The organism is Mycobacterium sp. E2479 (assembly GCF_001667925.1).
Lineage (GTDB): Bacteria > Actinomycetota > Actinomycetes > Mycobacteriales > Mycobacteriaceae > Mycobacterium.
On record NZ_LZJR01000061.1, the window covers coordinates 1 to 25,405 of the forward strand.

Consider the following 25,405-nt stretch of genomic DNA (forward strand, 5'->3'; position numbering starts at 1 on the left):
CTTCGGGTGAGGCGACGAACACGCAGCGAGCCCGACCGCCGCCAGGGCGGTGGCGGCGCTCAGCGCTACGGACAGGGGCCGATTCATCCCGTCGGTCGGCCGGCTAGGCGGCTCTGGCCGCTGCGCGGAGGAAAGGTGTCGCTAAGGTCGGGCCGATGGGTGCAACTGAAGTCACACCGAGGGCTACGCCGGCGCGGCGGGCCGAGGCTGTGGCGAGGCTTTTTGCGGTCACTCTGCCACCTCCCGGGGCCCTTTCGATCATCACGATTAGTGGCCGAGATTACCAGCGTGACGAAAATCTTAACTTTTCGTGGGTATTTGACTACGTACATCAGTCGGCAATCGCCGGTAGCTTTGAAGTATCCGCCGTACCAATTCGGTGCGGGAAAGGAGCGCAAGATGGGTAGCTCAGAGCGTTCTGAAGCTTACGGGACCCCCCACGGACCGGACCGGTCCAGCGGCGACGAGGCCGAGTTGGAACAGTTACGCCGCGAGGCGGCAATGTTGCGCGAGCAACTCGACCAGACCGTCGGCGCGCATGGCGGCGCCCGCTCCGCGCGCGATGTGCATCAGCTGGAAGCGCGTATCGACTCTCTTGCGTCACGGAACTCGAAGTTGATGGAAACCCTTAAAGAGGCCCGCCAGCAACTGCTGGCGCTGCGTGAGGAAGTCGATCGGCTGGGGCAGCCGCCCAGCGGCTACGGCGTCCTGCTCGGCACCCACGAGGACGACACCGTCGACGTGTTCACCTCCGGTCGCAAGATGCGGCTTACGTGCTCGCCGAACATCGAAGTTTCGCTGCTGCGCAAGGGCCAGACGGTCCGCTTGAACGAGGCACTGACGGTGGTTGAGGCCGGCACCTACGAATCGGTCGGCGAGATATCGACGTTGCGTGAACTGCTGGCCGACGGGCATCGTGCCCTGGTCGTCGGGCACGCCGATGAGGAACGCATTGTGTGGCTTGCCGAGCCGCTGGTCGCCGAGAACCTGCCGGAAGGCCATCCTGACGCGCTCAATGACGACACCCGGCCGCGCAAGCTGCGACCCGGCGACTCGTTGTTGGTCGACACCAAGGCCGGGTACGCCTTTGAGCGCATCCCCAAGGCCGAGGTCGAGGACTTGGTGCTTGAAGAGGTGCCCGATGTCAGCTACCTGGATATCGGTGGCCTGACTCGCCAGATCGAGCAGATCCGCGACGCGGTGGAGCTGCCGTTCTTGCACAAGGAGTTGTACCGCGAGTACGCGCTGCGGCCGCCCAAGGGTGTGCTGCTCTACGGTCCGCCCGGGTGCGGCAAGACACTGATCGCCAAGGCCGTGGCCAATTCGTTGGCCAAGAAGATGGCCGAGGTGCGCGGCGACGACGCCCGCGAAGCCAAGTCGTACTTCTTGAACATCAAGGGTCCGGAACTGCTCAACAAGTTCGTCGGTGAAACCGAACGGCACATCCGGCTGATTTTCCAGCGCGCCCGTGAGAAGGCCTCGGAAGGCACCCCGGTGATCGTGTTCTTCGACGAGATGGACTCGATCTTCCGCACCCGCGGCACCGGGGTTTCCTCGGACGTCGAGACCACCGTGGTTCCGCAGCTGCTCAGTGAGATCGACGGTGTGGAGGGGCTCGAGAACGTCATCGTGATCGGCGCCTCCAACCGTGAGGACATGATCGACCCCGCCATCCTGCGACCCGGGCGCCTGGACGTGAAGATCAAGATCGAGCGGCCGGACGCCGAAGCGGCGCAAGACATCTTCTCGAAGTACCTGACCGAGTCGCTGCCGCTGCACGCCGACGACCTCGCCGAATTCGGCGGCGACCGCACCACCTGCATCAAGGCGATGATCGAAAAGGTCGTCGAGCGGATGTACGCCGAGATCGATGACAACCGATTCCTGGAGGTCACCTACGCCAACGGTGACAAAGAAGTCATGTACTTCAAGGACTTCAACTCCGGGGCGATGATCCAGAACGTCGTCGACCGGGCGAAGAAGAACGCGATCAAGTCCGTGTTGGAGACTGGCCAGCCCGGTCTGCGCATCCAGCACTTGCTGGATTCGATCGTCGACGAGTTCGCCGAGAATGAGGACCTGCCCAACACCACCAACCCCGACGACTGGGCGCGGATTTCGGGCAAGAAGGGTGAGCGGATCGTCTACATCCGCACCTTGGTCACCGGCAAGAGCTCGAGCGCATCGCGGGCCATCGACACCGAATCCAACCTGGGTCAGTACCTGTAGATCTAGGTTGCTTTTGCGCGACATACAAACCACGCACACGACACGCCGCTCCGCGGGTGGGCGTGGTTTATATCTCGGCACCGCCGGCGGTCAGTCGGTCACCAACGAATAGCTGTTGGTCAGGTTGTCCTGCAGCACCTGGGCGGCGCGCTGTGTCGTATCCACGCGCAATTCGTCGGTGAGCACGCGCGGTTGGTAGGCCCACCCGGCGGGCAGGTCCAGCCGGTCGGCAAGGCCCGGTAGGTCGGCGCGCGACAAGGTGGCGTCGGTGACCTGGCTCCAGGTCTGCATGATCCAGTGCCGGTTTTGGGGATCGATGAGTTCGTACACCTCTTGGCCGGCGTTGAAGACGAACACGGTGTGGCGGGTGACCGTGTTGGGGATGTAGGGCGCCGGGTTCATCGACGACAACAGCACTGTGGCCTGCTGGATCATTTCGATCCCGCCGAAGGACTTCGTGATCTGCGGACCCTGGGTGGGTCTTTCGATGGCGTTCATCAGCCAATACCGGGGACCGTTGAGCAGGGCCGCGGCCGCTCCGTGTTCAGTGGCAATGGCGTGCGCGTCCAGCGCCGACCACAGCTCTTCGGGACAGTCGTTGAGCGGGAAGCTGTTGTATACGGTTGCCTGCGGCCCCGCCTCGCCGGGTGTCACGAGGAGCACCTCGCCGTAGCGCTTCCCCGAAAGGTCGAGTGCGTGCTTACCGACGGCGCGGCCGGATTCGGGGGCGGACACACGGTGAAATTAATCACTGGTGTCGGCGCCGTCAACACGACCGAGGGTCACCCGGCGGCGCCGTGGTAGCGACTGCGCGCCACGAGAGTGGTGTCCAGGTCGTCGATCAATGGGTCGAGAACCGTGGACCGGTATTCCGCTTCGCCTGCGGCGCGGGCGCTGATGCACATGAACGTCACTGCGCCGAGAACCAGCGTCATGTGAATCAGCGAATCGGGCACCGGCAACGTGAATCCGAGCACCGTCGCACTGCTCGTGTCGTGTGGGTCCACTCGGTGAGCAGTTCGGGGTCGCGCCCCGCTTCGTCGCGCGGCGTGTGTTTGATTGGCCGGCTCCTTCGCGCCCCGCTGCGCGGGCCGCTTCGTCGCGCGGCGTGTGTTTGATTGGCCGGCTCCTTCGCGCCCCGCTGCGCGGGCCGCTTCGTCGCGCGGCCTACGCTTAGCCCATGCAACGGATTATCGGGACGGAGGTCGAATACGGCATTTCATCGCCATCGGACCCGACAGCCAATCCGATCCTCACATCGACGCAGGCGGTTTTGGCTTATGCGGCGGCAGCGGGCATTCAGCGTGCCAAGCGCACCCGCTGGGACTATGAGGTGGAATCGCCGTTGCGGGATGCCCGCGGCTTCGACCTGAGCCGCTCAGCCGGGCCGCCCCCGGTGGTCGACGCCGACGAGGTCGGCGCGGCCAACATGATCCTGACCAACGGGGCGCGGCTCTACGTCGACCACGCGCACCCCGAATACTCCGCGCCCGAGTGCACCGACCCGCTCGACGCAGTGATCTGGGACAAAGCCGGCGAACGGGTGATGGAGGCCGCCGCGCGTCACGTCGCAAGCGTGCCCGGGGCCGCGAAATTGCAGCTCTACAAGAACAACGTCGACGGCAAGGGCGCCTCTTACGGGTCGCACGAGAACTACCTGATGTCGCGGCAGACGCCCTTTTCCGCGATCATCGCTGGGTTGACCCCCTTTCTGGTCTCCCGTCAGGTGGTCACCGGCTCCGGCCGGGTCGGCATCGGGCCCTCGGGCGACGAGCCCGGTTTTCAGCTCTCCCAGCGCTCGGACTACATCGAGGTCGAGGTCGGCCTCGAGACCACGCTCAAGCGCGGAATCATCAACACCCGCGACGAACCGCACGCCGACGCCGACCGGTACCGACGCCTGCACGTCATCATCGGTGACGCCAACCTCGCCGAGACGTCGACCTATCTGAAGCTGGGCACCACGGCGCTGGTGCTGGATCTGATCGAAGAGGGCCCCGCGCACGGCATCGACCTGAGCGACCTGGCACTGGCGCGGCCTGTGCACGCGGTCCACGCGATCAGTCGTGACCCTTCGCTGCGTGCCGTTGTGGCGCTGGCCGACGGTCGCGAGCTGACCGGGCTTGCGCTACAACGGGTTTACCTCGATCGGGTGGCCAAGCTGGTCGACAGCCGCGACCCAGATCCGCGCGCGGCCGATGTCGTCGAAACCTGGGCGCACGTGCTCGACCAACTCGAGCGGGACCCGATGGAGTGCGCCGAGATACTCGACTGGCCGGCCAAGCTGCGCCTGCTCGAAGGATTCCGGCAGCGCGAAAATCTGAGCTGGTCGGCACCGCGGCTGCATTTGGTGGACCTGCAATATTCCGACGTCCGGCTGGACAAGGGGCTGTACAACCGGCTCGTGGCGCGCGGCTCGATGAAGCGTCTGGTGAACGAACACCAGGTGCTCGAGGCGGTCGACAAACCGCCGACGGACACCCGCGCATACTTCCGTGGCGAATGCCTGCGCAGGTTCGGCGCCGACATCGCCGCGGCCAGCTGGGACTCCGTGATTTTCGACCTGGGCGGTGATTCCCTGGTCCGCATTCCGACGTTGGAGCCGCTGCGCGGCAGCAAGGCGCATGTCGGGGCGCTGCTGGACTCGGTGGACAGCGCCGCCGAACTGGTGGAACAACTGACCAGCTAGGTACCGGTTAACCGCGGGAACGTCGGGGTCGACCGGTAGGCTAGGAAAGACCAACGGGCAGTGTGGCTTGATCGGTGCGAAAGTCATTCAAAGGGCCCACACAACGCAGGAGGCGGCGATGGCTCAGGAGCAGACCAAGCGTGGCGGTGGTGGTGGCGATGACGACGATATCGCCAGCAGCACGGCCGCGGGCCAAGAACGCCGGGAGAAGCTAGCCGAGGACACGGACGATCTGCTCGACGAGATCGACGACGTCCTCGAAGAGAACGCTGAGGACTTCGTTCGCGCGTATGTCCAAAAGGGCGGACAGTGACCTGGCCTTTCCCTAATCGCCTGTCCACTAATTCCGCACTTCCGGGCCCGGCACTTCCGGGAAATCCCGCAATAGACCTCTCGTCGTTTGCTGACCTGCTGCGACGCCAGGCGCCGGAGTTGCTGCCGGCAAGCCTGTCCGGCTCGCAATCTGATACCGCCACGGGGCAGCTGCCGCACGGCACCACCATCGTCGCGCTGAAATACCCCGGCGGGGTGGTGCTCGCCGGCGATCGGCGTTCGACCCAGGGCAACATGATCGCCGGGCGCGACGTCAAGAAGGTGTACATCACCGACGACTACACCGCCACCGGCATTGCCGGCACCGCCGCGATCGCGGTGGAGTTCGCTCGCCTCTACGCGGTGGAACTCGAGCATTACGAGAAACTCGAAGGCGTGCCACTCACGTTCGCCGGCAAGGTGAATCGGTTGGCGATCATGGTGCGCGGAAACTTGGCGGCCGCGATGCAGGGTCTGATCGCATTGCCGTTGTTGGTGGGCTACGACATCGATGCGCCCGACCCCGAAGGCGCCGGCCGCATCGTGTCTTTCGATGCCGCCGGCGGCTGGAACCTGGAAGAGGAGGGCTACCAGTCGGTGGGGTCAGGCTCGATCTTCGCGAAGTCGTCGATGAAGAAGTTGTACTCACAGGTCACCGACGCCGATTCCGCGGTGCGTGTCGCGGTCGAGGCGCTCTACGACGCGGCCGATGACGATTCCGCCACCGGCGGACCGGATCTGGTGCGGGGCATTTATCCCACCGCGGTCACCATAGGTGCCGAGGGAGCGCTGGAAGTGCCGGAACGCCGCATTGCCGAATTGGCCCGAGAAGTGATCCAAAGCCGTTCGCGCGCCGACACTTTCGGTCCCGATGGTGGTGAGAAGTGAGCTTTCCCTATTTCATCTCGCCTGAGCAGGCAATGCGCGAGCGCAGCGAGCTCGCGCGCAAAGGCATCGCCCGGGGCAAGAGCGTGGTCGCGTTGGTCTACGCCGGTGGTGTGCTTTTCGTGGCGGAGAACCCGTCACGGTCGTTGCAGAAGATCAGCGAACTCTATGATCGTGTCGGCTTTGCGGCCGCCGGTAAGTTCAACGAATTCGACAACTTGCGCCGCGGTGGAATCCAATTCGCCGACACTCGCGGCTACGCCTACGACCGTCGCGATGTGACAGGCCGGCAATTGGCCAACGTTTACGCGCAGACGCTGGGCACTATCTTCACCGAGCAGGCCAAGCCCTACGAGGTGGAATTGTGTGTTGCCGAGGTTGCGCACTACGGCGAGACCAAACCGCCTGAGCTGTACCGGATCACCTATGACGGATCGATCGCCGACGAGCCGCACTTCGTGGTGATGGGTGGTACCACCGAACCGATCGCCACGGCGCTCAAGGAGTCGTACGCCGAGAACGCCGATCTGCGGGAAGCCACGCGCATCGCCGTCAAGGCGCTGAGGGCCGGCAGCGAGGCTTCAAATGGGGACCAGTCCACGCTCGACGTGGGCAGTCTTGAAGTTGCGATCTTGGACGTCAGTCGGCCACGACGGGCCTTCCGGCGGATCAACCGCCCGACCCTGGAGAATTTGCTGCGCGAGCTGGATTCCAACGGCTCGGGGAGCGACGGTGAACCGTCTGATACCGACGGCGGTCCGTCGGACTAACACGATCAGGCCCGGGACGGCGGCGCCACAGCCGCCGGTGCTGATGGGTCTGGTGATGCCCAAGGTGCTGGTGAGCTAACAAGTCTCCGCCACGCCGGCGCGCGTCGAAGTGCGCCTCCGCGTGCCCTGGGTGGCCCCCGCGGAGGGTCGTCGAAACACTTCGTCGAATTGATAAGCGCGGCATGCTCACCGTCCCGGTGGGACAACAAGTACCCTCGATTACGTGCAGAGGCGAATCATGGGCATCGAGACCGAGTTCGGGGTCACCTGCACATTCCACGGCCATCGACGGCTCAGCCCGGACGAGGTGGCCCGCTACCTGTTCCGCCGCGTCGTGTCGTGGGGCCGAAGCTCCAACGTTTTCCTACGCAACGGCGCCCGCCTGTATCTGGACGTCGGCAGCCACCCCGAGTACGCCACCGCAGAATGCGACAGCCTGGTCCAACTCGTCACCCACGACCGCGCCGGGGAATGGGTGCTGGAAGATCTTTTGGTCGATGCCGAGCAGCGGCTCGCCGATGAGGGCATCGGCGGTGACATCTATCTGTTCAAGAACAACACCGATTCGGCGGGCAACTCCTACGGCTGCCACGAGAACTATTTGATCGTGCGGGCCGGGGAGTTCTCCCGGATCTCGGACGTGCTGCTGCCCTTCCTGGTCACCCGCCAGCTGATCTGCGGCGCCGGCAAGGTGCTGCAGACGCCCAAGGCGGCAACGTTCTGCCTTTCGCAACGCGCCGAGCACATTTGGGAGGGCGTCTCTTCAGCCACCACTCGCAGCCGGCCGATCATCAACACCCGCGACGAGCCGCACGCCGACGCCGAGAAGTACCGGCGCCTGCACGTGATCGTCGGCGACTCAAACATGTGCGAAACCACCACCATGCTCAAGGTGGGCACCGCGGCGCTGGTGTTGGAGATGATCGAGGCCGGCGTCCCGTTCCGGGACTTCTCGCTGGACAATCCCATCCGCGCCATCCGCGAGGTCAGCCACGACACCACCGGCCGTCGGCCCGTGCGGCTGGCCGGCGGACGTCAGGCCAGCGCGCTGGACATCCAGCGCGAGTACTACAGCCGTGCGGTCGAGCACCTGCAGACCAGGGAACCCAACGCGCAGATCGAGCAGATCGTCGACTTGTGGGGCCGTCAGCTCGACGCGGTCGAGAGTCAGGACTTCGCCAAGGTCGACACCGAGATCGACTGGGTGATCAAGCGCAAGCTCTTTCAGCGCTACCAGGACCGCTACAACATGGAGCTGTCCGACCCGAAGATCGCCCAGCTGGATCTGGCCTACCACGACATCAAGCGCGGGCGCGGCGTCTTCGACTTGCTGCAGCGCAAGGGACTGGCCGCGCGCGTCACCACCGACGAGGACATCGCGGAGGCGGTCGACAACCCGCCGCAGACCACCCGGGCGCGGCTGCGCGGCGAGTTCATCAGCGCGGCCCAGGCAGCCGGCCGTGATTTCACCGTCGACTGGGTGCACCTCAAGCTCAACGACCAAGCCCAGCGCACCGTGTTGTGCAAGGACCCCTTCCGGGCGGTCGACGAGCGGGTCAAGCGCCTGATCGCGAGCATGTAGCCGCGCGTCGGCTCGTCCGCACGTCAGCCTCGACGGCACGGCATCAAACCGCGACTTTCCGACGTGCTAGCGCGGCGCCAGCACAGTAGAGCCACCGCTAGCGCGCGACTCGCGGCCGAAGTTGGTGTTAGGCAATAGCGCGACGCGGACGACCGGTGAAAGCGCCAGACGAAGACCATCGAATAATCTGGAGGCAATGGCGACGTCAAAAGTCGAGCGGCTGGTCAATCTGGTCATCGCCCTGCTGTCCACCCGCGGCTACATCTCGGCGGAGAAGATCAGGTCGAGCGTGGCGGGTTATTCGGACAGCCCCAACGCCGAGGCGTTTTCGCGCATGTTCGAGCGGGACAAGAACGAACTGCGCGACCTTGGCATTCCGCTCGAGGTCGGCCGGGCGTCGGCGTGGGACCCCACCGAGGGTTATCGGATCAACCGTGACGCCTACTCGCTCGCCCCGGTCGACCTGACTGCCGACGAGGCGGCCGCGGTAGCCGTCGCAACGCAGCTGTGGGAGTCGCCCGAGCTCATCACGGCGACCCAGGGCGCGCTGCTCAAACTGCGCGCGGCCGGGGTTGACGTCGATCCGGACGCGCCGGTCGCCATCGCATCGCCGGCCGGGGTTCCGGGCCTGCGCGGATCGGAGGAAGTTCTCGGAGTCCTGCTGTCCGCCATCGACTCCCGGCAGGCCGTGCAGTTTCCGCACCGGCCGTCGCGAGCCGAGCCATACACCACTCGCACGGTCGAGCCCTGGGGTGTGGTCACCGAGAAGGGCCGCTGGTACCTGGTGGGCCACGATCGCGACCGCAACGCCACCCGCACTTTCAGACTTTCCCGGATAGGTTCGAACGTCACGCCGATCGGTCCGACGGGCGCCGTCGCCGTGCCGAAAGATGTTGACCTGCGCAAGATCGTGGCCCAGACGGTCACCGACGTTTCTGCGACCCCGACCCTCGGACAGGCGAGGGTTTGGGTGGCCGACGGGCGGGCCACGGCGCTGCGGCGCGCCGGCAGATCCGTCGACACGCGTCGACTCGGGGGTCGCGACGGCGAGGTGATCGAACTCGACATCAGGTCCGCGGACCAGCTGGCACGTGACATCGCCGGCTACGGAGCCGACGCCCTGGTGCTCCAACCGCAGTCGCTGCGCGACGACGTGCTGGCCCGGCTGCGCGCGCATGCCGGTGTGGACGCCGTCGTTGCGGGGCAACCACCCGGCCGCGGGGGAGTCTCCGCATGACACGCGCCAGCGACGATGCAGAACGCAGCGATGAGGTGGGGGCACCTCCCGCTTGCGGGGGAGAGTGGCGCCAGTGACTCCCGTCTCCACCCGCCTGATCCGGCTGCTGAACATGGTGCCGTATTTCCAGGCCAATCCCCGGGTCACCCGATCCAAGGCCGCCGCCGACCTCGGGGTCTCGGTCAAGCAGCTGGAAGAAGACCTCAACCAGCTGTGGATGTGCGGTCTGCCCGGTTACTTTCCGGGCGACCTCATCGATTTCGAATTCTCCGGTGACACCATCGAGGTGACGTTCTCCGCGGGGATCGACCGCCCACTTAAGCTCACCTCGCCGGAGGCCACCGGTCTGCTGGTCGCGTTGCGGGCGCTGGCCGACGTCCCCGGCGTCGTCGACCCGCAGGCGGCGCGCAGCGCCATCGCCAAGATCGAAGATGCCGCGGGGGCACTCGGACACGACGCGTCCCACGTGGGCTCGGCCGTCGACGAGCCCGCGCCGGTGGAGAACCGGGCCGCCGCCGCGGTGCGCGCAGCCGTCCAGTCCAGGCACGCGCTGACCATCGAGTACTACTCCGCCTCGCACGACACCCTGACCAGCCGGGTCGTCGACCCCATCCGGGTGCTGCTGATCGGCGGTCACAGCTACCTGGAGGGCTGGTCACGCGAGGCCGAGGGCGTGCGGTTGTTCCGCTTCGACCGCATCGTGGACGCCACCGAGCTCGACGAGCCGGCCGCGCCACCGGAGCCGGCGCTGCACGCGCCGCCGGACACCTCATTGTTCGACGGCGATCCGTCGCTGCCGTCGGCCAAGCTGCGGGTGGCGCCCGCGGCGTCCTGGATGTTCGAGTACTACCCGATGCGTGAGGTGCGCGAATTGCCGGACGGATCTTGCGAGGCGGTCATGACCTACGCCTCCGAGGATTGGATGACGCGGCTGGTGCTGGGCTTCGGGCTCGACGTGCAGGTGCTGCAGCCTGCGTCCCTCGCGCAGCGGGTACAAGATGCCGCGACGGCGGCCGTGACATCTTACGAAGCCCTGAGCTCATAAAAGTCCAGGCGACATGGGCCAGGGGGCGGCGCGCGCCCGCCGCCACAGAGCACTACTGCGGTAGCATCGGGTGAACGTCTGGAGGTAATCAAAGTGGGCAGTCTTAGTCCGTGGCACTGGGCGATCCTCGCGGTCGTGGTGATCTTGCTGTTCGGTGCCAAGAAGCTCCCCGACGCGGCGCGTTCGTTGGGCAAGTCGATGCGGATCTTCAAGTCCGAGATTCGCGAAATGCAGACGGAGAACAAAGCGGAGACGTCGGCGTTGGGGACCCAAGGCGAGTCCTCCGCGGCGAACCCGACTCCCGTGCAGTCGCAGCGGGTCGACGCGCCGGCGCCCAGCGAGCAGGGGCACAGCGAAGCGCGTCCGGCGTAGCCGCCATCATTTCGTCGCGCTGCCCGAGCGCCTCTGACCGAGCATCGTGAAAGTCTTCAAGGTTTCAGCGCGCACTTCCGGCCTGCTGAGACGCCTCAACCCTCGTAACCGGCGCAGCCGAACCAATCCGGATGCGACCATGTCGCTGGTCGACCATCTGACCGAGCTGCGCACCCGGCTGTTGATCTCGCTGGCCGCCATCCTGCTGACCACGATTTTCGGGTTCGTCTGGTATTCGCATTCAATCTTCGGGCTGGAAAGCCTGGGCGAGTGGTTACGTCATCCCTACTGTTCGCTGCCGCAGTCGGCGCGCGCGGAGATCAGCCCGGGTGGCCAATGCCGGCTGCTGGCCACCGCGCCGTTTGACCAGTTCATGCTGCGGCTCAAGGTCGGGCTGACGGCCGGAGTGGTGCTCGCCTGTCCGGTGTGGTTTTACCAGCTGTGGGCGTTCATCACGCCCGGGCTTTATCAGAAGGAACGCCGCTTCGCGGTCGCATTCGTGCTTCCCGCCGTGGTGTTGTTCGTGGTCGGCGCGGTGCTCGCGTACTTCGTACTGGCCAAGGCGCTGGGCTTTCTGCTGACCGTCGGCAGCGACGTACAGGTGACCGCGCTATCCGGGGACCGATATTTCGGCTTCCTGATCAACCTGCTCGTCGTTTTCGGCGTCAGCTTCGAATTTCCGCTGCTCATCGTGATGTTGAACGCCATCGGCATCCTTCCCTACGAGCGGCTCAAGGCGTGGCGGCGCGGCCTGATCTTCGCGATGTTCGCGTTCGCGGCGGTCTTCACGCCCGGATCCGACCCGTTTTCGATGACCGCGCTCGGGTTGGCGCTGTCGATCCTCTTGGAGTTCGCCATCCAGATCTCCCGGCTGCACGACAGACGGAAGGCCAAGCGTGAAGCCCAGGCCGTGATTCCCGACGACGAAGCATCGGTCATCGAACCGCCCACCGATATACCGGAGCCGTCGTTCACCGCCGGGCAACACGACGATGTCACCTGAGCCGTCGCCGCCTCATGACGTGGCCGAGCTCGTGGAGCTCACCCGGTTCACCGCCGAACTGCCCTTCGCGCTGGACGGCTTTCAGCATCGGGCGTGCGCGGCGCTGGAACGAGGCCACGGCGTGCTGGTCTGCGCGCCGACGGGCGCCGGCAAGACGGTGGTCGGCGAATTCGCCGTGCACCTGGCGCTGGCCTCCGGCGGCAAGTGTTTCTACACCACGCCGCTGAAAGCGCTGAGCAACCAGAAGCACACCGATCTCACGGCGCGATACGGCCGCGACCGCATCGGCCTGCTCACCGGAGACATGTCCGTCAACGCCGATGCGCCCGTGGTGGTCATGACCACCGAGGTGCTGCGCAACATGCTCTACGCGGATTCACCAGCGTTACACGGACTTTCGTATGTGGTGATGGACGAGGTGCATTTCCTCGCCGACCGGATGCGGGGTCCGGTGTGGGAGGAGGTGATCCTGCACCTGCCCGATGAGGTTCGGGTGGTCAGTCTCTCGGCGACGGTGAGCAACGCTGAGGAATTCGGCGGCTGGATCCAGACCGTGCGCGGCGATACGACGGTCGTGGTCGACGAGCACCGCCCGGTGCCGCTGTGGCAACACGTGTTGGTGGGCAAGCGCCTGCTGGATCTGTTCGATTACGACAACCAGAAGCCGGCCGCCGATCGCCAACCGCGCGTCAATCCCGAACTGCTCCGCCACATTGCGCACCGTCGCGAGGCGGATCGGATGACCGATTGGCAGCCCCGCCGGCGGCACGCGGGAAGGGGAAGCGCAGGGCGGCCGTCGCGTCCCCGCTTCTACCGGACACCGGGACGCCCGGACGTGATCGCCACCCTGGATTCCGAGGGGCTGCTTCCCGCGATCACGTTCGTGTTCTCCCGTGCGGGCTGCGACGCCGCCGTCCAGCAATGCCTGCGTTCATCGCTGCAACTGACCACCCAGGAGGAGCGCGCACAGATCGCCGAGGTGATCGAGCACCGCTGCGGCGATCTCGCCGACGCCGACCTGAGCGTGCTCGGCTACTACGAGTGGCGCGAGGGACTGTTGCGCGGTTTGGCGGCCCACCATGCCGGCATGCTGCCCGTCTTCCGCCACACGGTCGAAGAGCTGTTCACCGCGGGATTGGTCAGGGCGGTGTTCGCCACCGAGACCCTGGCGCTCGGGATCAATATGCCGGCGCGCACGGTCGTGCTCGAGCGGCTGGTGAAGTTCAACGGCGAGCAGCACGTGGCGCTGACGCCGGGGGAGTACACGCAGCTCACCGGTCGCGCCGGGCGGCGCGGCATCGACGTAGAGGGCCACGCGGTGGTGCTGTGGAATCCGACGGAGGAAACCACCGAGCCGTCCGCGGTGGCCGGGCTGGCCTCCACCCGCACCTTCCCGCTGCGCAGCTCGTTCGCCCCGTCGTACAACATGACGATCAACCTGGTCCAGCAGATGGGTCCAGAGCAGGCACACCGGTTGTTGGAACAGTCATTTGCGCAATATCAGGCCGATCGTTCCGTCGTGGGGCTAGTTCGCGGCATCGAGCGGGGCACCACGATGCTCGACGAGATCGCCGCCGAGGTGGGCGGTCCCAAGGCCCCGATCCTCGAATACGCCCGGATGCGTGCCCGCATCACCGAGATGGAGCGCGCGCAGTCGCGCGCGTCCCGGCTGCAACGACGGCTGGCCGCCAGCGAAGCGCTGGCCGCGCTGCGCCGGGGCGACATCATCAACATCACCCATGGCCGGCGCGGTGGGCTGGCCGTCGTGCTGGAATCCGCCCGCGACAGCTCCGATCCGCGACCGCTGGTGCTCACCGAAAACCGGTGGGCGGGCAGGATATCGTCGGCCGACTATTCGGGGGCGTCCGCGCGCGTCGGTTCGATGTCGCTGCCCAAGCGCGTCGAACACCGTCAGCCACGGGTCCGGCGCGATCTGGCGTCGGCGCTGCGATCGGCTGCCGCCGGGCTGACCCTCCCGGCCCGGCATCGAGGTGGTCGCGGGGACTCCGACGGCGCCTTCGGTGCTTTCCCTGACCCGGAGCTGGCGACGCTGCGCGACCAGCTGCGCCGCCACCCGTCGCACAACACGCCCGGCCTGGAAGCGCAGGTTCGGCAGGCCGAGCGCTATCTGCGGATCGAACGCGACAATGCGCAATTGGAGAAAAAGGTCGCGGCGGCCACCAATTCGTTGGCGCGGACCTTCGACCGGATCGTCGGATTGCTCACCGAACGCGGTTTCATCGAAGGACGCGACGGCGATCCTTGCGTAACCGACGACGGTCGGCTGCTGGCGCGCATCTACAGCGAAAGCGACCTGCTGGTCGCCGAATGTCTGCGCACCGGCGCGTGGTCGGGGCTGAAGCCGGCCGAGCTGGCGGCGGTGGTGTCGGCGGTGCTGTATGAAACCCGGGGCGGCGAGGCGCCGGGGGCCGCCTTCGCGGCCGACGCACCCACCCAGCAGGTGCGGCAGGCGCTGCAGCAGACGTCGCGGCTGTCGATGGCGCTGCGCGCCGATGAGCAAATGCACCGGATCGCCCCGAGCCGCGAACCCGACGACGGCTTCGTCAACGTCATCTACCGCTGGGCCAGAACCGGAGATCTGGCCGCGGCGCTGGCGGCCGCCGACCCGGCGGGCACCGGATCACCCCTGCTCGCCGGGGATTTTGTGCGCTGGTGCCGCCAGGTCCTCGATCTGCTGGACCAGGTCCGCAACGCCGCTCCGGACCCCGAGTTACGGGACACCGCCAAACGCGCGATCAACGACATTCGGCGCGGCGTCGTCGCAGTTGACGCCGGGTAGGCTAGGCCGGAGCTACCGTTAGCGCCGAGAGCATGCCAGGACAACAGAGGCTGAGGGAGAAAGATGAGCGGACCGCAGGGATCGGACCAGCAGTGGCAGCCGCCCGGTCAAGGTCAAGGTAGCGATCACTCGTCAGACCCGACCCAGGTGGCACCGACCTGGCAGGATCAGTCGAACCAGGAAACGGCTTGGCAGGCCCCGGCATACACGCCGCCCGCCGACTACCCGCAGTACCAACAGCCGACTGAGCAGGCGTACCCGCAGCAGTACCCTCAGCAGCAGCCGGGCTATGCGCAGCCGGGGCAATTCGGTCAACCCGGCCAATACGGCCAACCGGGGCAGTACGCCCAGCCGGGGCAGTACGGCCAACCGGGTCAGTACGGCCAGCCGGGTCAGTACCCGCAGCAGTACCCGGGTTACGAGCAACCGGGTAAGAAGCGACCGGTCGGCCTGATCGCCGGCGTGGGCGGCGCGATCGCGTTTCTGCTCATCGCGGTCGTGCTGGTGCTGGGCTTCTGGCAGCCCGGGTTCTTCGTCACCACCAAGCTGGACGTCAGCAAGGCGCAGGCCGGGGTCCAGCAGGTCCTCAGCGACGAAACCAACGGCTACGGCGCGAAGAACGTCCAGAACGTCAAGTGCAACCACGGCCAGAACCCGACGGTCAAAAAGGGCGCCACGTTCGACTGCGACGTCAGCATCGACGGCGCGCCCAAGCACGTGACCGTGACGTTCCAGGACAACAAGGGCACCTACGAGGTCGGCCGGCCGCAGTAGGCCCGTCAGTTCGGCAGCGCGTCCAGCGCCTTTTGCAGGCGCCCGATCGACGAGCCCACACCCAGCTCGGTCGCCAGTTTGGCGGTGCGTCGCGGATCGGCGGCGGCCAGCGGTAGTTCGTCACTGGCGGTCGAAAGCGTGACGGGAGCGTCTGCGGCCACCCGCACCACTTTGCCCGCCGCCTCGATGTAATCCAGCGCGGCCAGCAGTTTTTTGCGCACAGCCTTGGCCATCTTCGACTTCGGGTCGTGGGCGGCGGCCAGGATCTGCTCCAGCGAGCCGTATTGGGCCAGCAGCGTCGCCGCGGTCTTTTCACCGATGCCCGGGACACCGGGCAAGCCGTCGGACGGATCGCCGCGCAGCAGCGCGAGTTCGGCGTAGGCGGGCCCGGCCCGATCCGCAGGCACGCCGTAGTGTTCGGCCACCTCGTCGGGCCCGAACAACGTGGCCTTGCTCAGCCCGCGGCCGAGGTAGAGCACCCGAACCGGGACGGGATCGTCGGACACCACCTGCAACAGGTCGCGGTCACCGCTGACCACCACCACCGGATCCTTGCGTTCCCGGGCCGCCAGGGTGCCCAGCACGTCGTCGGCCTCGAACCCCTCCGCTCCGGCCGTCGGAATCCCGAACGCGTCAAGAAGTTCGGCGATCATGTCGATCTGAGGCGTCAGGTCGTCGGGGACCTCCTCGATGTCCGGCTCGTCCCGCGGTTCTTCTTCGGCGACGCGGTGGGCCTTATACGACGGGACAAGGTCCACGCGGAACTGGGGCCGCCAATCGAGGTCGAGGCACACGGCCAGCCGGCTGGGCCGCTGCTGGGTGATCACCACGGCCATGGAGTCGATGAATCCGCGAACGGCGTTGACCGGGCGGCCGTCGGGAGCGGTGATCGAGGATGGCACCCCGAAATACGCGCGAAACCACATGCTGGCGCCGTCAAGCAGCACGAACGGCGCGTGGGGTGCGGGCATGCCGGTTATGGTCTCACGTCGCGGCGAGTCGATGCGGGATTGCGCATTAGCCTGGCTGCCATGCAGTCTCACCGCTTCGACGCCGCAGTATACGAACGCCGGCTGGCGACGGCGGCCGCCGCGGCCGCCAAGGAAGGTCTGGCCGGGCTGGTCATCACGCCGGGGTATGACCTGCGCTATCTCGTCGGGTCGCGTGCGCAGACGTTAGAGCGGTTCACCGCGCTGGTGTTGCCCGCGTCGGGCGATCCGACGGTGGTGGTGCCGCGGCTGGAGTTGGCCTCGCTCAAGGGGTCTGCCATCGCCGAACTCGGACTGGCGGTGCGGGATTGGGTCGACGGCGACAATCCGTACGATCTGGTGGGTTCCGCGTTGGGCGGTACCCCCGCCGCGACCGCCGTCACCGATGCCATGCCGGCGTTGCACCTGCTGCCGCTGGCCGGTGTGCTCGGTGTGCTGCCGATGCTGGCCACCGACGTGTTGCGCACGCTGCGAATGGTCAAGGAAGAATGCGAGGTCGACGCGTTACGCAAGGCCGGTGCGGCGATCGATCGGGTGCACGCCCGGGTGCCGGAGTTGCTGGTCCCAGGCCGCACCGAGGCCGACGTCGCCGCTGACATCGCGAAAGCCATTGTGGACGAAGGGCATTCGGAGGTGGCATTCATCATCGTCGGCTCCGGGCCGCACGGTGCCGACCCGCACCACGGGTATTCGGATCGCGAACTGCAGGTCGGAGACATGGTCGTCGTCGATATCGGCGGGTCTTATGAACCCGGTTACAATTCCGATTGCACGCGCACCTACAGCATTGGCGATCCGAATCCAGAAGTAGCTCAACAATATTCGGTGCTGCAACGCGCCCAGCGCGCGGCAGTTGATGCGGTACGCCCGGGCGTGACAGCCGAACAGATCGACGCCGCCGCCCGCGACGTGTTGGCCGCCGAAGGACTCGCTGAGTATTTCGTGCACCGGACCGGCCACGGTATCGGGCTGTCGGTGCACGAAGAGCCCTACATCGTCGCCGGAAACCGCTTGCCGCTGGTCGAGGGCATGGCGTTTTCGATCGAGCCGGGGATCTATTTCCCGGGCCGATGGGGCGCTCGCATCGAGGACATCGTCATCGTGACCGCAGATGGTGCCCTAGCCGTCAACAGCCGCCCGCACGAACTGATCGTGGTGCCGGTGGGGTAACCGGCGCGACCCTGCCTCCGCGTAGCTTGGGGATGGTGTCAATCCTGGATCTCCCGCTGCTTCCGATTCGCATCGCACGCCACGTCGTCGACGCGGTCTTACACCCCGCCACACCGGCACCCGCTCCGCCGGCTGAACTCATCGTGGTCGACGGGATGCCCGAAGGGGTGCCGCCGGCAGCGCGGCGCCCAGAGCCCAAACTGCCCGCGCCTGCGGGATGGCCGTTTGGCGAACAATTCCCGCGCACGTGTGGCGCCGGCCGAGTGGCCGACGGTGCCTTGTTCTGGACCGACTTCCTCTACGACGACCACGGCGCGACCGGCATCCCGGTCGGCGATCTGAAGATTCAGGCGCCCCCGCGCGGAACCTACGTCTACCCCGACGGGCCGGCGGCCGGCAACGGCGCCGACATCTTCCGCGTCGGCATCGGCCTTGGCGAGACCCACACGTGGTGGCGAATCGACTGGAACACCCTGCTGGACGCCTCGGTGCCCATTGCGCTGTTCACCTTCGACACCGACCCCGCCCGAACGTCGGACGAAAAGTGGCCCGCAGGAGCCGGCGTGCGCTCGAAGGGCATTGACATGGGCCTGCTGATTTCTGGGAGTGGCGCCGCGCTGATCGACCTGACCACCCAGGCCAGGACGCCCGTCGCGCACAGCATCGACATGCAGTCGCGGTCGTTCGTGGCGCAGGTCCCGCGGTCGCTGGCGGAACCCACTGGAAGCTGGACGGTCCGCCTGGTCGCCGGGCTGGCCAACGCCGCGGGGGATGGTTTCGCCGACGTGCCTGCCCTGCACGGCGCGCTGCCCGGCCAACCCAACGTCTACAACGTGGCATTCCGCACCAACGACCAAGAGCCGCCGCATCTGAACTTCTGGTCGGATGCCGCCCAGGCCGCCGCCCTGACACATGGCGATGTCTCCGAGTTCGCGGTGACTGTGCTGTGGGCTCAGCTGGCGGCCCGCGAAACCACTCCCGAGCCGGTGATCACCGGGCCGTCCAGCAGGTGGTACGTGTCTTCGATCGAACTCGGTCAGGGCCTGGAACAAGGTTGGGCCGCCAACGACATCCTGAGTACCAAGCCGCAATTCCTCGGCCGGGTGCAACCGTATTCGATCTGTTTGCCGTCGAGCTGCGCCCCGGGTCGCACGCTGCCGCTGACGTTGCTGCTGCACTCGCTTTCACTCGGCCAGAGCCAGTTCGCCGCGATCGACCCGCGACTGTTGCACGAGATGTGCGATGGCCGCGACTCGGTCGTGGTCACGCCGTTGGCGCGGGGACCATCCACCTGGTATTTCGACACCGGCGAGCTCGATGTCTGGGAAGTATGGGCGCGAGTCGCCGAACAACTGGGTACCGATCCCAATCGCACTGTGATCTCCGGCTATTCGATGGGCGGGTACGCGACGTACAAGCTGGGGCTGAGCTACCCGCAGGTGTTCTCGCAAGCGGTGGTGCTGGCGGGGCCGCCGACGTGCGGTGTCCGGCTGCTACCCCACGTCGACCTCCCCGCCGACCTCGACCCGGACTCGCCCTGTGCCCGTGAGGGTGACACCTGGAAGCTGCTGGTGAATGCCCGATGGCTGCCGTACGTCATCGCCCATGGGCTACTTGACGAACTGGTGCCGTTCGCCTCGGCCGCCGAGCAGGTGCTGGAACTGGACCGGTTGGGTTACCGCCACCGGTTCAGTGTCTACCCCCTCGAGGATCACATCGCCTGGGTGTTTCAGGACGAATTCGAGGATCCGATCTCCCACATGGGAACCGCTCTGCGCCAAGCGGATCCGGGACACATCACGTTCGCCTGGTACCCGCAGCTGGTGCGCGCCGATCTGGGTATCGGGCCGCACCAGGTGTGGTGGTTGTCGGAGCTGGCCGCCGATCCCGAGGTGACCGCGCGGCGCGGGGCCATCGCGGAAGTCGATGCGCGCTCGTACGCGCGGCCGGACCCCGCGCACACCGTCCGGCACCAGCGCGGATTCATCCCGCACCTCGAGCCGACGCCCGGGCTGTACAGCGAACTGGACTGGCAGGTGGGACGGCCCGTCGACCCGCTGCCGTATCTGACGTTGCGCCTGAACGGGGTAGCCAGTCTGCGGGTCGATATCGCGCGTGCCGGGCTGGCCGCGTTGCCGACCTCGACCATCACGGTGGCAACCGACGTCGCCGCCCGGATCATGCTCGGTGGCTTGCCCGCCACGGTTGACGTGCAGCTCGACGGGGAACCGGCCGGGCCGACCGTCACGGTGTCGCCCGGACGTCACCGCATCACGTTGATGGCGCGAGCGGCTGTTGATGAATGAGTAAGGCTCGCTACTGGCCGCGATCCAAAAGATCTGACGACCCCAGGACCCGCTCGACCTGAACCTCGATGACGACGCGCCGTGGATTGGGTCGCGGCGTGCGGTAGCGCTGGGCGTATCGCAGCTCGGCGTCGCGCACCGCGTCGCCGTTGTTGTTGACCTTGGACCGGCCCTCTAACGACAGCCACCGCGCGCCATCGACCTGGCTGAGCACGGCCACTCCGCCGCGATCGGCGTTGACGGCCTTCTGCGAACCCCCGGTGGTGATGACCCGGGCAATGTGGGTTTTGGGATCGAAGGTGAAACCGACCGCCACCACATGCGGCGAATTGTCGGCTCGCAGCGTGGTCAGCATGGCCAGATGCCGTTCGGACAGGAACGCCAACGCGTCGTCGGTGAGCCGGGTAGTGGTATTCGCCATCACCGCCAACGCTAGCGCAGGTGATAATCGCAGCCGTGGACGACACGGGCGCAGGTCCAGTACTAATCCTGGGTGGTCGCAGCGAGATCGGGATCGAGCTGGCGCGCCTCCTGGCGCCGGGCGCCACGGTGGTGCTGGCCGCCCGTCGGGCCGACCGGCTGGATGACCAGGTCAGTGCCCTCAAAGCCGCCGGCGCCGCTGCGGTCGACACCAGAGAATTCGACGCCGACGACCTGGCCTCCCACGGCCCGCTGGTCGCCTCGCTCGTCGCCGAGTACGGCCCCATCGGCACCGCGGTGCTGGCGTTCGGAATCCTGGGCGATCAGGCCCGCGCCGAAACGGACGCCGCGCACGCGGTCGCCGTCGTGCACACCGACTACCTCGCCCAGGTCAGCTTGCTCACCCACCTGGCCACCGCCATGCGCAACGCCGACCAAGGCCGACTGGTGGTGTTCTCCTCGATCGCTGGGGCACGCGTGCGCCGCGCCAACTACGTCTACGGCTCGGCCAAGGCCGGCCTGGACGGCTTCGCCAGCGGCCTGGCCGACGTTCTGCATGGCACCGGGGTTCGGCTGCTGATCGCTCGGCCCGGATTCGTCATCGGCCGTATGACGGAGGGCATGACCCCCGCGCCGCTGGCGAGCACGCCCGCGCAGGTGGCCGCCGCGACCGCGCGTGCGCTCGCCAAAGGTCGCCGCGCGGTGTGGATCCCGTGGGCGCTGGGGCCTGCGGCAGCCGTGATGCGACTGCTACCCCAATTCATCTGGCGCAGGATGCCGCGATGATCCGGGCCGCTGACGATGCACTGCGAAGCGGTCAGGAGCAGTGCACATGATCGTCGTGGTCGGCATCGGCGCCGACGGCGTGGCCGGACTCGGCGAAGCGTCGCGCACCGAACTCCGAAGAGCTACAGTCATTTACGGATCCAAGCGTCAACTCGACCTGCTTGATGACACGGTGCCGGCGCCTCGGCGGCAGTGGCCGTCGCCGATGTTGCCCGCGCTGGAAACGTTGCTCGACGAGCACACCGACGACGTGCACGTGGTGGCCAGCGGCGACCCGCTGCTGCACGGCATCGGAAGCACCCTGATCCGCCTGCACGGCCGCGACAACGTCAGGGTGCTACCGCACGTGTCGTCGGTGACGCTGGCGTGCGCGCGAATGGGCTGGAACGTCCACGACACCGAGGTGATCAGTCTGGTCACCGCGCAGCCGCATACCGCGGTCCGCCGCGGCGGCCAAGCGATCGTGCTGTCGCAAAGCAAATCGACCCCGCACGAACTCGCCGCCCTACTGACCACCCATGGTCGTGGCGATTCCGAGTTCACCGTTCTCGAACGCCTCGGCGCCCCAGACGAGCACCGTCGCGACGGGGCCGCCCGCGACTGGGCCGAGGACAAAGACCTTGACGACCTCAACGTGATTGCCGTGCGCTACCTGCCCGACGAACGCGTGTCACCATTGCCCGACGACGCGTTCACGCATGACGGGCAGATCACCAAACAAGGCATCCGCGCGGTGACACTGGCCGCCCTGGGCCCGCGGCCGGGGGAGCGGTTGTGGGACGTCGGAGCCGGCTCGGGCAGCATCAGTGTCGAGTGGTGCCTGAGTGGGCGAGGTTGCAGTGCAGTGGTATTCGAGCGGGATGACGGACGACGCGGCAACCTCGAACTCAATGCCGAGGCTTTCGGCGTCAGCATCGATGTGCGTGGCGACGCCCCCGACGCGTTCGACGGCGCCGAACCGCCGTCGGCGATCTTCATCGGAGGCGGGGTGACCCAGCCCGGCCTGCTCGACGCATGCTGGGATAACCTGCCTTCCGGCGGGCGACTCGTCGCCAACGTGGTCACGACCGAGTCGGAAGTCGTTTTGGCGCAAGCGTATCAGCGCCTGGGCGGCCGGCTGCGACGTTTTCAGCACTATCAAGGCGAGCCGCTGGGCGCCTTCACCGGCTGGCGCCCGCAGTATCCGGTCACCCAGTGGGTGGTGAGCAAGTGACGGTGTATTTCATCGGAGCCGGCCCGGGCGCTGCCGACCTCATCACCGTGCGCGGCCAGCGACTCCTGCAAACATGCCGAGTATGCCTGTACGCAGGTTCGATCATGCCCGACGACCTATTGGCGTTATGCCCGCCCGACACGAAAGTCGTTGACACCGGGCCGCTGACGTTAGAGCAGATCGTCACCGAGCTCAGCGAGGCGAACGCCGCCGGACGGGATGTGGCTCGGCTGCATTCCGGTGATCCATCGCTCTTCAGCGCGCTGGCCGAGCAGTGTCGACGACTCGACGACCTGGGTATCGACTACGAAATCGTACCTGGCGTACCAGCATTCGCCGCCGCGGCGGCCGCGCTGAAGCGCGAGCTCACCGTTCCCGGGGTGGCGCAGACGGTGACGCTGACCCGGGTGGCAACGCTGTCGACGGCGATGCCGCCCGGTGAAGACCTGAAGACTTTGGCCCAATCCGGTGCGACCCTCGTCCTGCACCTGGCCGCCGCCCAAATCGATGCCATCGTCCCGCAACTTCTCGAAGGCGGCTATCGACCCGAAACGCCAGCAGCTGTGGTGGCTTTCGCGAGCTGGCCGCAAGAGGCGGTGCTGCGCGGCACGCTCGCCGACATCGCCGGACAAATGCATCAGGCCGCCATCACCAAGACCGCGGTCATCGTCGTCGGCGACGCGTTGACCGCGGGGGGATTCACCGACAGCTACTTGTACTCGACCGGGCGAGCCCGGGGGAGCAGGCATTGATGCGCGTCCTGCTGCTCGGCGGCACCGGCGAGGCGCGCGCCCTGGCGAATGCCCTGCACCCGCGGGTCGACATCATCAGCTCCCTGGCCGGTCGCGTTCCGGATCCGGCCCTGCCGGTCGGCCCCGTACGCATCGGCGGCTTCGGCGGCGTCGACGGGTTACGACGCTGGCTGCGCGACGAACACATCGGCGCCGTCGTCGACGCCACCCATCCCTTCGCGGCGACCATGACGGCGCACGCCGCCACCGCGTGCGGCGAACTGGCGATCCCGCATCTGATCCTGGCCCGTCCGGCCTGGGATCCCGGCACCGCCATCGTCGTCGAGTCAGACGCCGTCGCCGCTGAAACCGTTGCCCGGCAAGGGTATTCCCGAATATTTCTCACCACCGGCCGATCGGGCGTGCGGGCCTTCGCCGACAGCGACGCTTGGTTTCTAATCCGAGCGGTCACCGACCCGGATGCGTCGACGCTGCCCCGCCATCACCGGGTCGTGCTCTCCCGCGGACCGTATCGTTACGACGACGAGTTGGCGCTGTTGCGCGCCCATCGCATCGATGCACTGGTCACCAAGAACAGCGGCGGGGACATGACCCGCGCGAAACTGGATGCCGCTGCGGCGCTCGATGTTTCGGTGGTGATGGTGGCGCGGCCGCCGCTACCCGCCGGGGCGTTGACCGCCGCCACCGTGCGCGAGGCAGCGGAATGGGTCGGCGCGCTAGCCGGTTAGGTGGCCGCGCTCGCCATCGGCCAACAGCGCATCGCGGGCGCGCGCGACACGTGAGCGGATGGTGCCCACCGGGCAGCCGCAGACCGCGGCCGCGTCAGCGTAGGGCAGGCCAAGCAGCTGGGTGAGCAAAAGCGCTTCGCGCTGTTCGGCATTGAGGGTAGCGATCATCGTCGTCACCTCGACCAGATCCTCGAATCCGCGGGCGTGATGGTCCCCGCGCCCCACGTGCTCAGGATCGGCACCCAGCGCGGCGCGAGGCCGCGATTGCAGATGGCGAATGTGGTCGGCCACGACGCGGCGGGCGATCGAGAGCAGCCAGGTCCGCGCGCTGGAGCGCCCGGAGAATCGCTCGATGGCGCCGATGGCGCGCAGGAAGGTCTCTTGGGTCAGATCGTCGGCGTTGCCCGTATCGGACAGATAGGCGACGAACCGCCACACGTCTTGTTGGGTGGCTTTGATGAACGACTCGAGCGCTCGCGAGTTCCCGCGGGCGGCTGACAACGCGAGTTCGGTTACGGTCTCGTCGTCACTCAGCGCGGTCATGCCCAACCACCTTCGTTGTGCGGGTGTTCCGATCCTACGACGGGTCGTCGTAGACGATGCCGTGGGGTCGCTGGCCGTGTGATTGATCGGCCGCAAGTGCCCACGCCGCCGATTACCGGGCGATTCCGCCACCCACGCGGGGAAGTCGGCGTCGTCCGAAGAATCGGAGCCGCGCCGGCGGTGCGAGCCCACCCGTTCGCGCGCCACCAGTAACGCGAACGCGAGGCCCAGCAACAGGGGCATGTGGCTGGCGATGCGGGTTGCGGTTACCTCGCCGTCGAAGGCGTCGACGATGACATAACCCAGCAGCGCAACGGAATACACACCGGTGATCGCCGCCACCCCCGAGGCGGAGGCGGGCCAGACGCCGGCGGCGATCATGGCCAGCCCCAACGCCAGTAACCACGCCGTCGACTCGTGCATCAGATGCTCGCCGGACATCGCGCCGTGCATATGACCGGATACCATGCCGAAATCGATGCCCATCTCGAATCCTGCCGCAGCTGCCGCTCCTGGCTGATCGGTGCGGCGGCGCAGACGCGCCGGCTGGCCTCGGTGAACCCCGGCGACGGGCCCGACCTGGTCGACAAGATCATGGCCAGCATCGGCGAGCAACCGACCGGACACCGAGCTCGGATGCGCTGGCTGCGAACGCACTACCGGCGGTGGGGCCTGATCGGCGTGGGCCTTTTCCAGGTCGCTATTGCCGCCGCTCAGATCAGCGGCATCGATTTCGGCATGGTATCCGGTCATATGCACGGCGCGATGTCCGGCGAGCATCTGATGCACGAGTCGACGGC

General features: G+C 66.9%; 24 protein-coding genes and 1 pseudogene. 19 read left to right on the forward strand and 6 right to left on the reverse strand.

Going from position 1 to position 25,405, the window contains the following annotated elements:
* Positions 1 to 399 precede the first annotated feature (399 nt).
* Positions 400 to 2,229, forward strand: coding sequence for a proteasome ATPase (arc, locus tag A5686_RS07330; RefSeq protein WP_067932626.1), 1,830 nt, complete (start codon positions 400 to 402; stop codon positions 2,227 to 2,229).
* Between the two features lie 90 nt (positions 2,230 to 2,319).
* Here arc and A5686_RS07335 read toward each other — a convergent pair whose 3' ends face one another.
* Both A5686_RS07335 and A5686_RS07340 read right to left on the reverse strand, forming a co-directional pair.
* Positions 2,320 to 2,964, reverse strand: coding sequence for a hypothetical protein (locus tag A5686_RS07335; RefSeq protein WP_067932592.1), 645 nt, complete (start codon positions 2,962 to 2,964; stop codon positions 2,320 to 2,322).
* A 47-nt stretch (positions 2,965 to 3,011) separates the two neighbouring features.
* A complete protein-coding gene (locus tag A5686_RS07340; protein WP_067932594.1) occupies positions 3,012 to 3,236 on the reverse strand; it encodes a hypothetical protein in 225 nt (74 codons plus the stop codon).
* 173 nt (positions 3,237 to 3,409) lie between these two features.
* Between A5686_RS07340 and dop the strand changes: the two genes are divergently transcribed.
* The 11 genes from dop to A5686_RS07395 all read left to right on the forward strand — a co-directional run bounded on the left by dop (position 3,410) and on the right by A5686_RS07395 (position 15,698).
* Positions 3,410 to 4,918, forward strand: a complete 1,509-nt coding sequence (dop, locus tag A5686_RS07345) for a pup deamidase/depupylase (RefSeq protein ID WP_067932596.1) — start codon at positions 3,410 to 3,412, stop codon at positions 4,916 to 4,918.
* A 118-nt stretch (positions 4,919 to 5,036) separates the two neighbouring features.
* Positions 5,037 to 5,231: a ubiquitin-like protein Pup gene (locus tag A5686_RS07350; protein WP_064951594.1), complete on the forward strand. Its 195-nt coding sequence runs from the start codon at positions 5,037 to 5,039 to the stop codon at positions 5,229 to 5,231.
* On the forward strand, positions 5,228 to 6,118 hold the full coding sequence (gene prcB, locus A5686_RS07355; RefSeq protein WP_067932598.1) for a proteasome subunit beta: 891 nt from the start codon (positions 5,228 to 5,230) through the stop codon (positions 6,116 to 6,118). The genes A5686_RS07350 and prcB overlap by 4 nt, the downstream gene beginning before the upstream one ends.
* Positions 6,115 to 6,885 (forward strand): proteasome subunit alpha, encoded by a 771-nt coding sequence (gene prcA / locus A5686_RS07360; protein ID WP_067932600.1) that lies wholly within the window; start codon positions 6,115 to 6,117, stop codon positions 6,883 to 6,885. The genes prcB and prcA overlap by 4 nt, the downstream gene beginning before the upstream one ends.
* A 223-nt stretch (positions 6,886 to 7,108) precedes the next feature.
* Entirely contained in the window at positions 7,109 to 8,467 is a 1,359-nt protein-coding gene (gene pafA / locus A5686_RS07365) for a Pup--protein ligase (RefSeq protein WP_156749990.1), read from the forward strand.
* A 196-nt stretch (positions 8,468 to 8,663) separates the two neighbouring features.
* On the forward strand, positions 8,664 to 9,704 hold the full coding sequence (locus tag A5686_RS07370) for a YafY family protein (protein WP_067932604.1): 1,041 nt from the start codon (positions 8,664 to 8,666) through the stop codon (positions 9,702 to 9,704).
* A 73-nt stretch (positions 9,705 to 9,777) separates the two neighbouring features.
* Positions 9,778 to 10,749 (forward strand): YafY family protein, encoded by a 972-nt coding sequence (locus A5686_RS07375; protein ID WP_067932628.1) that lies wholly within the window; start codon positions 9,778 to 9,780, stop codon positions 10,747 to 10,749.
* Between the two features lie 93 nt (positions 10,750 to 10,842).
* Entirely contained in the window at positions 10,843 to 11,121 is a 279-nt protein-coding gene (gene tatA / locus A5686_RS07380) for a Sec-independent protein translocase subunit TatA (RefSeq protein ID WP_067932606.1), read from the forward strand.
* A gap of 46 nt (positions 11,122 to 11,167) precedes the next feature.
* A complete protein-coding gene (gene tatC, locus A5686_RS07385; RefSeq protein WP_156749991.1) occupies positions 11,168 to 12,124 on the forward strand; it encodes a twin-arginine translocase subunit TatC in 957 nt (318 codons plus the stop codon).
* A 19-nt stretch (positions 12,125 to 12,143) separates the two neighbouring features.
* Complete coding sequence (locus A5686_RS07390) at positions 12,144 to 14,924, forward strand: RNA helicase (protein WP_067932608.1); 2,781 nt, start codon at positions 12,144 to 12,146, stop codon at positions 14,922 to 14,924.
* 63 nt (positions 14,925 to 14,987) lie between these two features.
* Entirely contained in the window at positions 14,988 to 15,698 is a 711-nt protein-coding gene (locus A5686_RS07395; protein ID WP_067932610.1) for a DUF4333 domain-containing protein, read from the forward strand.
* Positions 15,699 to 15,703: 5 nt separating this feature from the next.
* Here the strand turns inward: A5686_RS07395 and A5686_RS07400 are convergent, their stop codons facing one another.
* Positions 15,704 to 16,669 (reverse strand): 5'-3' exonuclease, encoded by a 966-nt coding sequence (locus tag A5686_RS07400; RefSeq protein ID WP_067932612.1) that lies wholly within the window; start codon positions 16,667 to 16,669, stop codon positions 15,704 to 15,706.
* A gap of 60 nt (positions 16,670 to 16,729) precedes the next feature.
* Here A5686_RS07400 and A5686_RS07405 point away from each other — a divergent pair, with 60 nt between their 5' ends.
* Together A5686_RS07405 and A5686_RS07410 are read left to right on the forward strand one after the other, a co-directional pair.
* Positions 16,730 to 17,857 carry a Xaa-Pro peptidase family protein gene (locus tag A5686_RS07405; protein WP_067932614.1) on the forward strand — a complete coding sequence of 376 codons (1,128 nt, stop codon included), beginning with the start codon at positions 16,730 to 16,732 and terminating at the stop codon, positions 17,855 to 17,857.
* A 35-nt stretch (positions 17,858 to 17,892) separates the two neighbouring features.
* A complete protein-coding gene (locus A5686_RS07410; protein ID WP_067932633.1) occupies positions 17,893 to 20,163 on the forward strand; it encodes an alpha/beta hydrolase-fold protein in 2,271 nt (756 codons plus the stop codon).
* Between the two features lie 10 nt (positions 20,164 to 20,173).
* Here A5686_RS07410 and A5686_RS07415 read toward each other — a convergent pair whose 3' ends face one another.
* Positions 20,174 to 20,584, reverse strand: a complete 411-nt coding sequence (locus A5686_RS07415; protein WP_067932616.1) for a F420-dependent biliverdin reductase — start codon at positions 20,582 to 20,584, stop codon at positions 20,174 to 20,176.
* Positions 20,585 to 20,619: 35 nt separating this feature from the next.
* Here A5686_RS07415 and A5686_RS07420 point away from each other — a divergent pair, with 35 nt between their 5' ends.
* From A5686_RS07420 to A5686_RS07435, 4 genes are read left to right on the forward strand one after another with little or no spacing between them, the layout of a single operon-like run.
* Positions 20,620 to 21,369 (forward strand): SDR family NAD(P)-dependent oxidoreductase, encoded by a 750-nt coding sequence (locus A5686_RS07420; RefSeq protein WP_067932618.1) that lies wholly within the window; start codon positions 20,620 to 20,622, stop codon positions 21,367 to 21,369.
* A 46-nt stretch (positions 21,370 to 21,415) separates the two neighbouring features.
* Positions 21,416 to 22,582: a bifunctional cobalt-precorrin-7 (C(5))-methyltransferase/cobalt-precorrin-6B (C(15))-methyltransferase gene (locus A5686_RS07425; protein WP_067932620.1), complete on the forward strand. Its 1,167-nt coding sequence runs from the start codon at positions 21,416 to 21,418 to the stop codon at positions 22,580 to 22,582.
* Positions 22,579 to 23,334, forward strand: a complete 756-nt coding sequence (gene cobM / locus A5686_RS07430; protein ID WP_067932622.1) for a precorrin-4 C(11)-methyltransferase — start codon at positions 22,579 to 22,581, stop codon at positions 23,332 to 23,334. Before A5686_RS07425 ends, cobM begins: the two co-directional genes overlap by 4 nt.
* Positions 23,334 to 24,062, forward strand: a complete 729-nt coding sequence (locus tag A5686_RS07435) for a cobalt-precorrin-6A reductase (RefSeq protein WP_067932624.1) — start codon at positions 23,334 to 23,336, stop codon at positions 24,060 to 24,062. Before cobM ends, A5686_RS07435 begins: the two co-directional genes overlap by 1 nt.
* Here the strand turns inward: A5686_RS07435 and sigC are convergent.
* Both sigC and A5686_RS27870 read right to left on the reverse strand, forming a co-directional pair.
* Positions 24,051 to 24,605, reverse strand: coding sequence for an RNA polymerase sigma factor SigC (gene sigC / locus A5686_RS27865; RefSeq protein WP_231986314.1), 555 nt, complete (start codon positions 24,603 to 24,605; stop codon positions 24,051 to 24,053). The genes A5686_RS07435 and sigC overlap by 12 nt on opposite strands.
* A gap of 162 nt (positions 24,606 to 24,767) precedes the next feature.
* Positions 24,768 to 25,091 (reverse strand): annotated as a pseudogene (locus A5686_RS27870) (DUF2275 domain-containing protein); the annotation flags it as partial.
* Between A5686_RS27870 and A5686_RS27875 the strand changes: the two are divergent.
* The coding region (locus A5686_RS27875; protein ID WP_231986313.1) for a DUF2275 domain-containing protein at positions 25,059 to 25,405 on the forward strand (347 nt) is incomplete at its 3' end. The pseudogene A5686_RS27870 and the gene A5686_RS27875 overlap by 33 nt on opposite strands.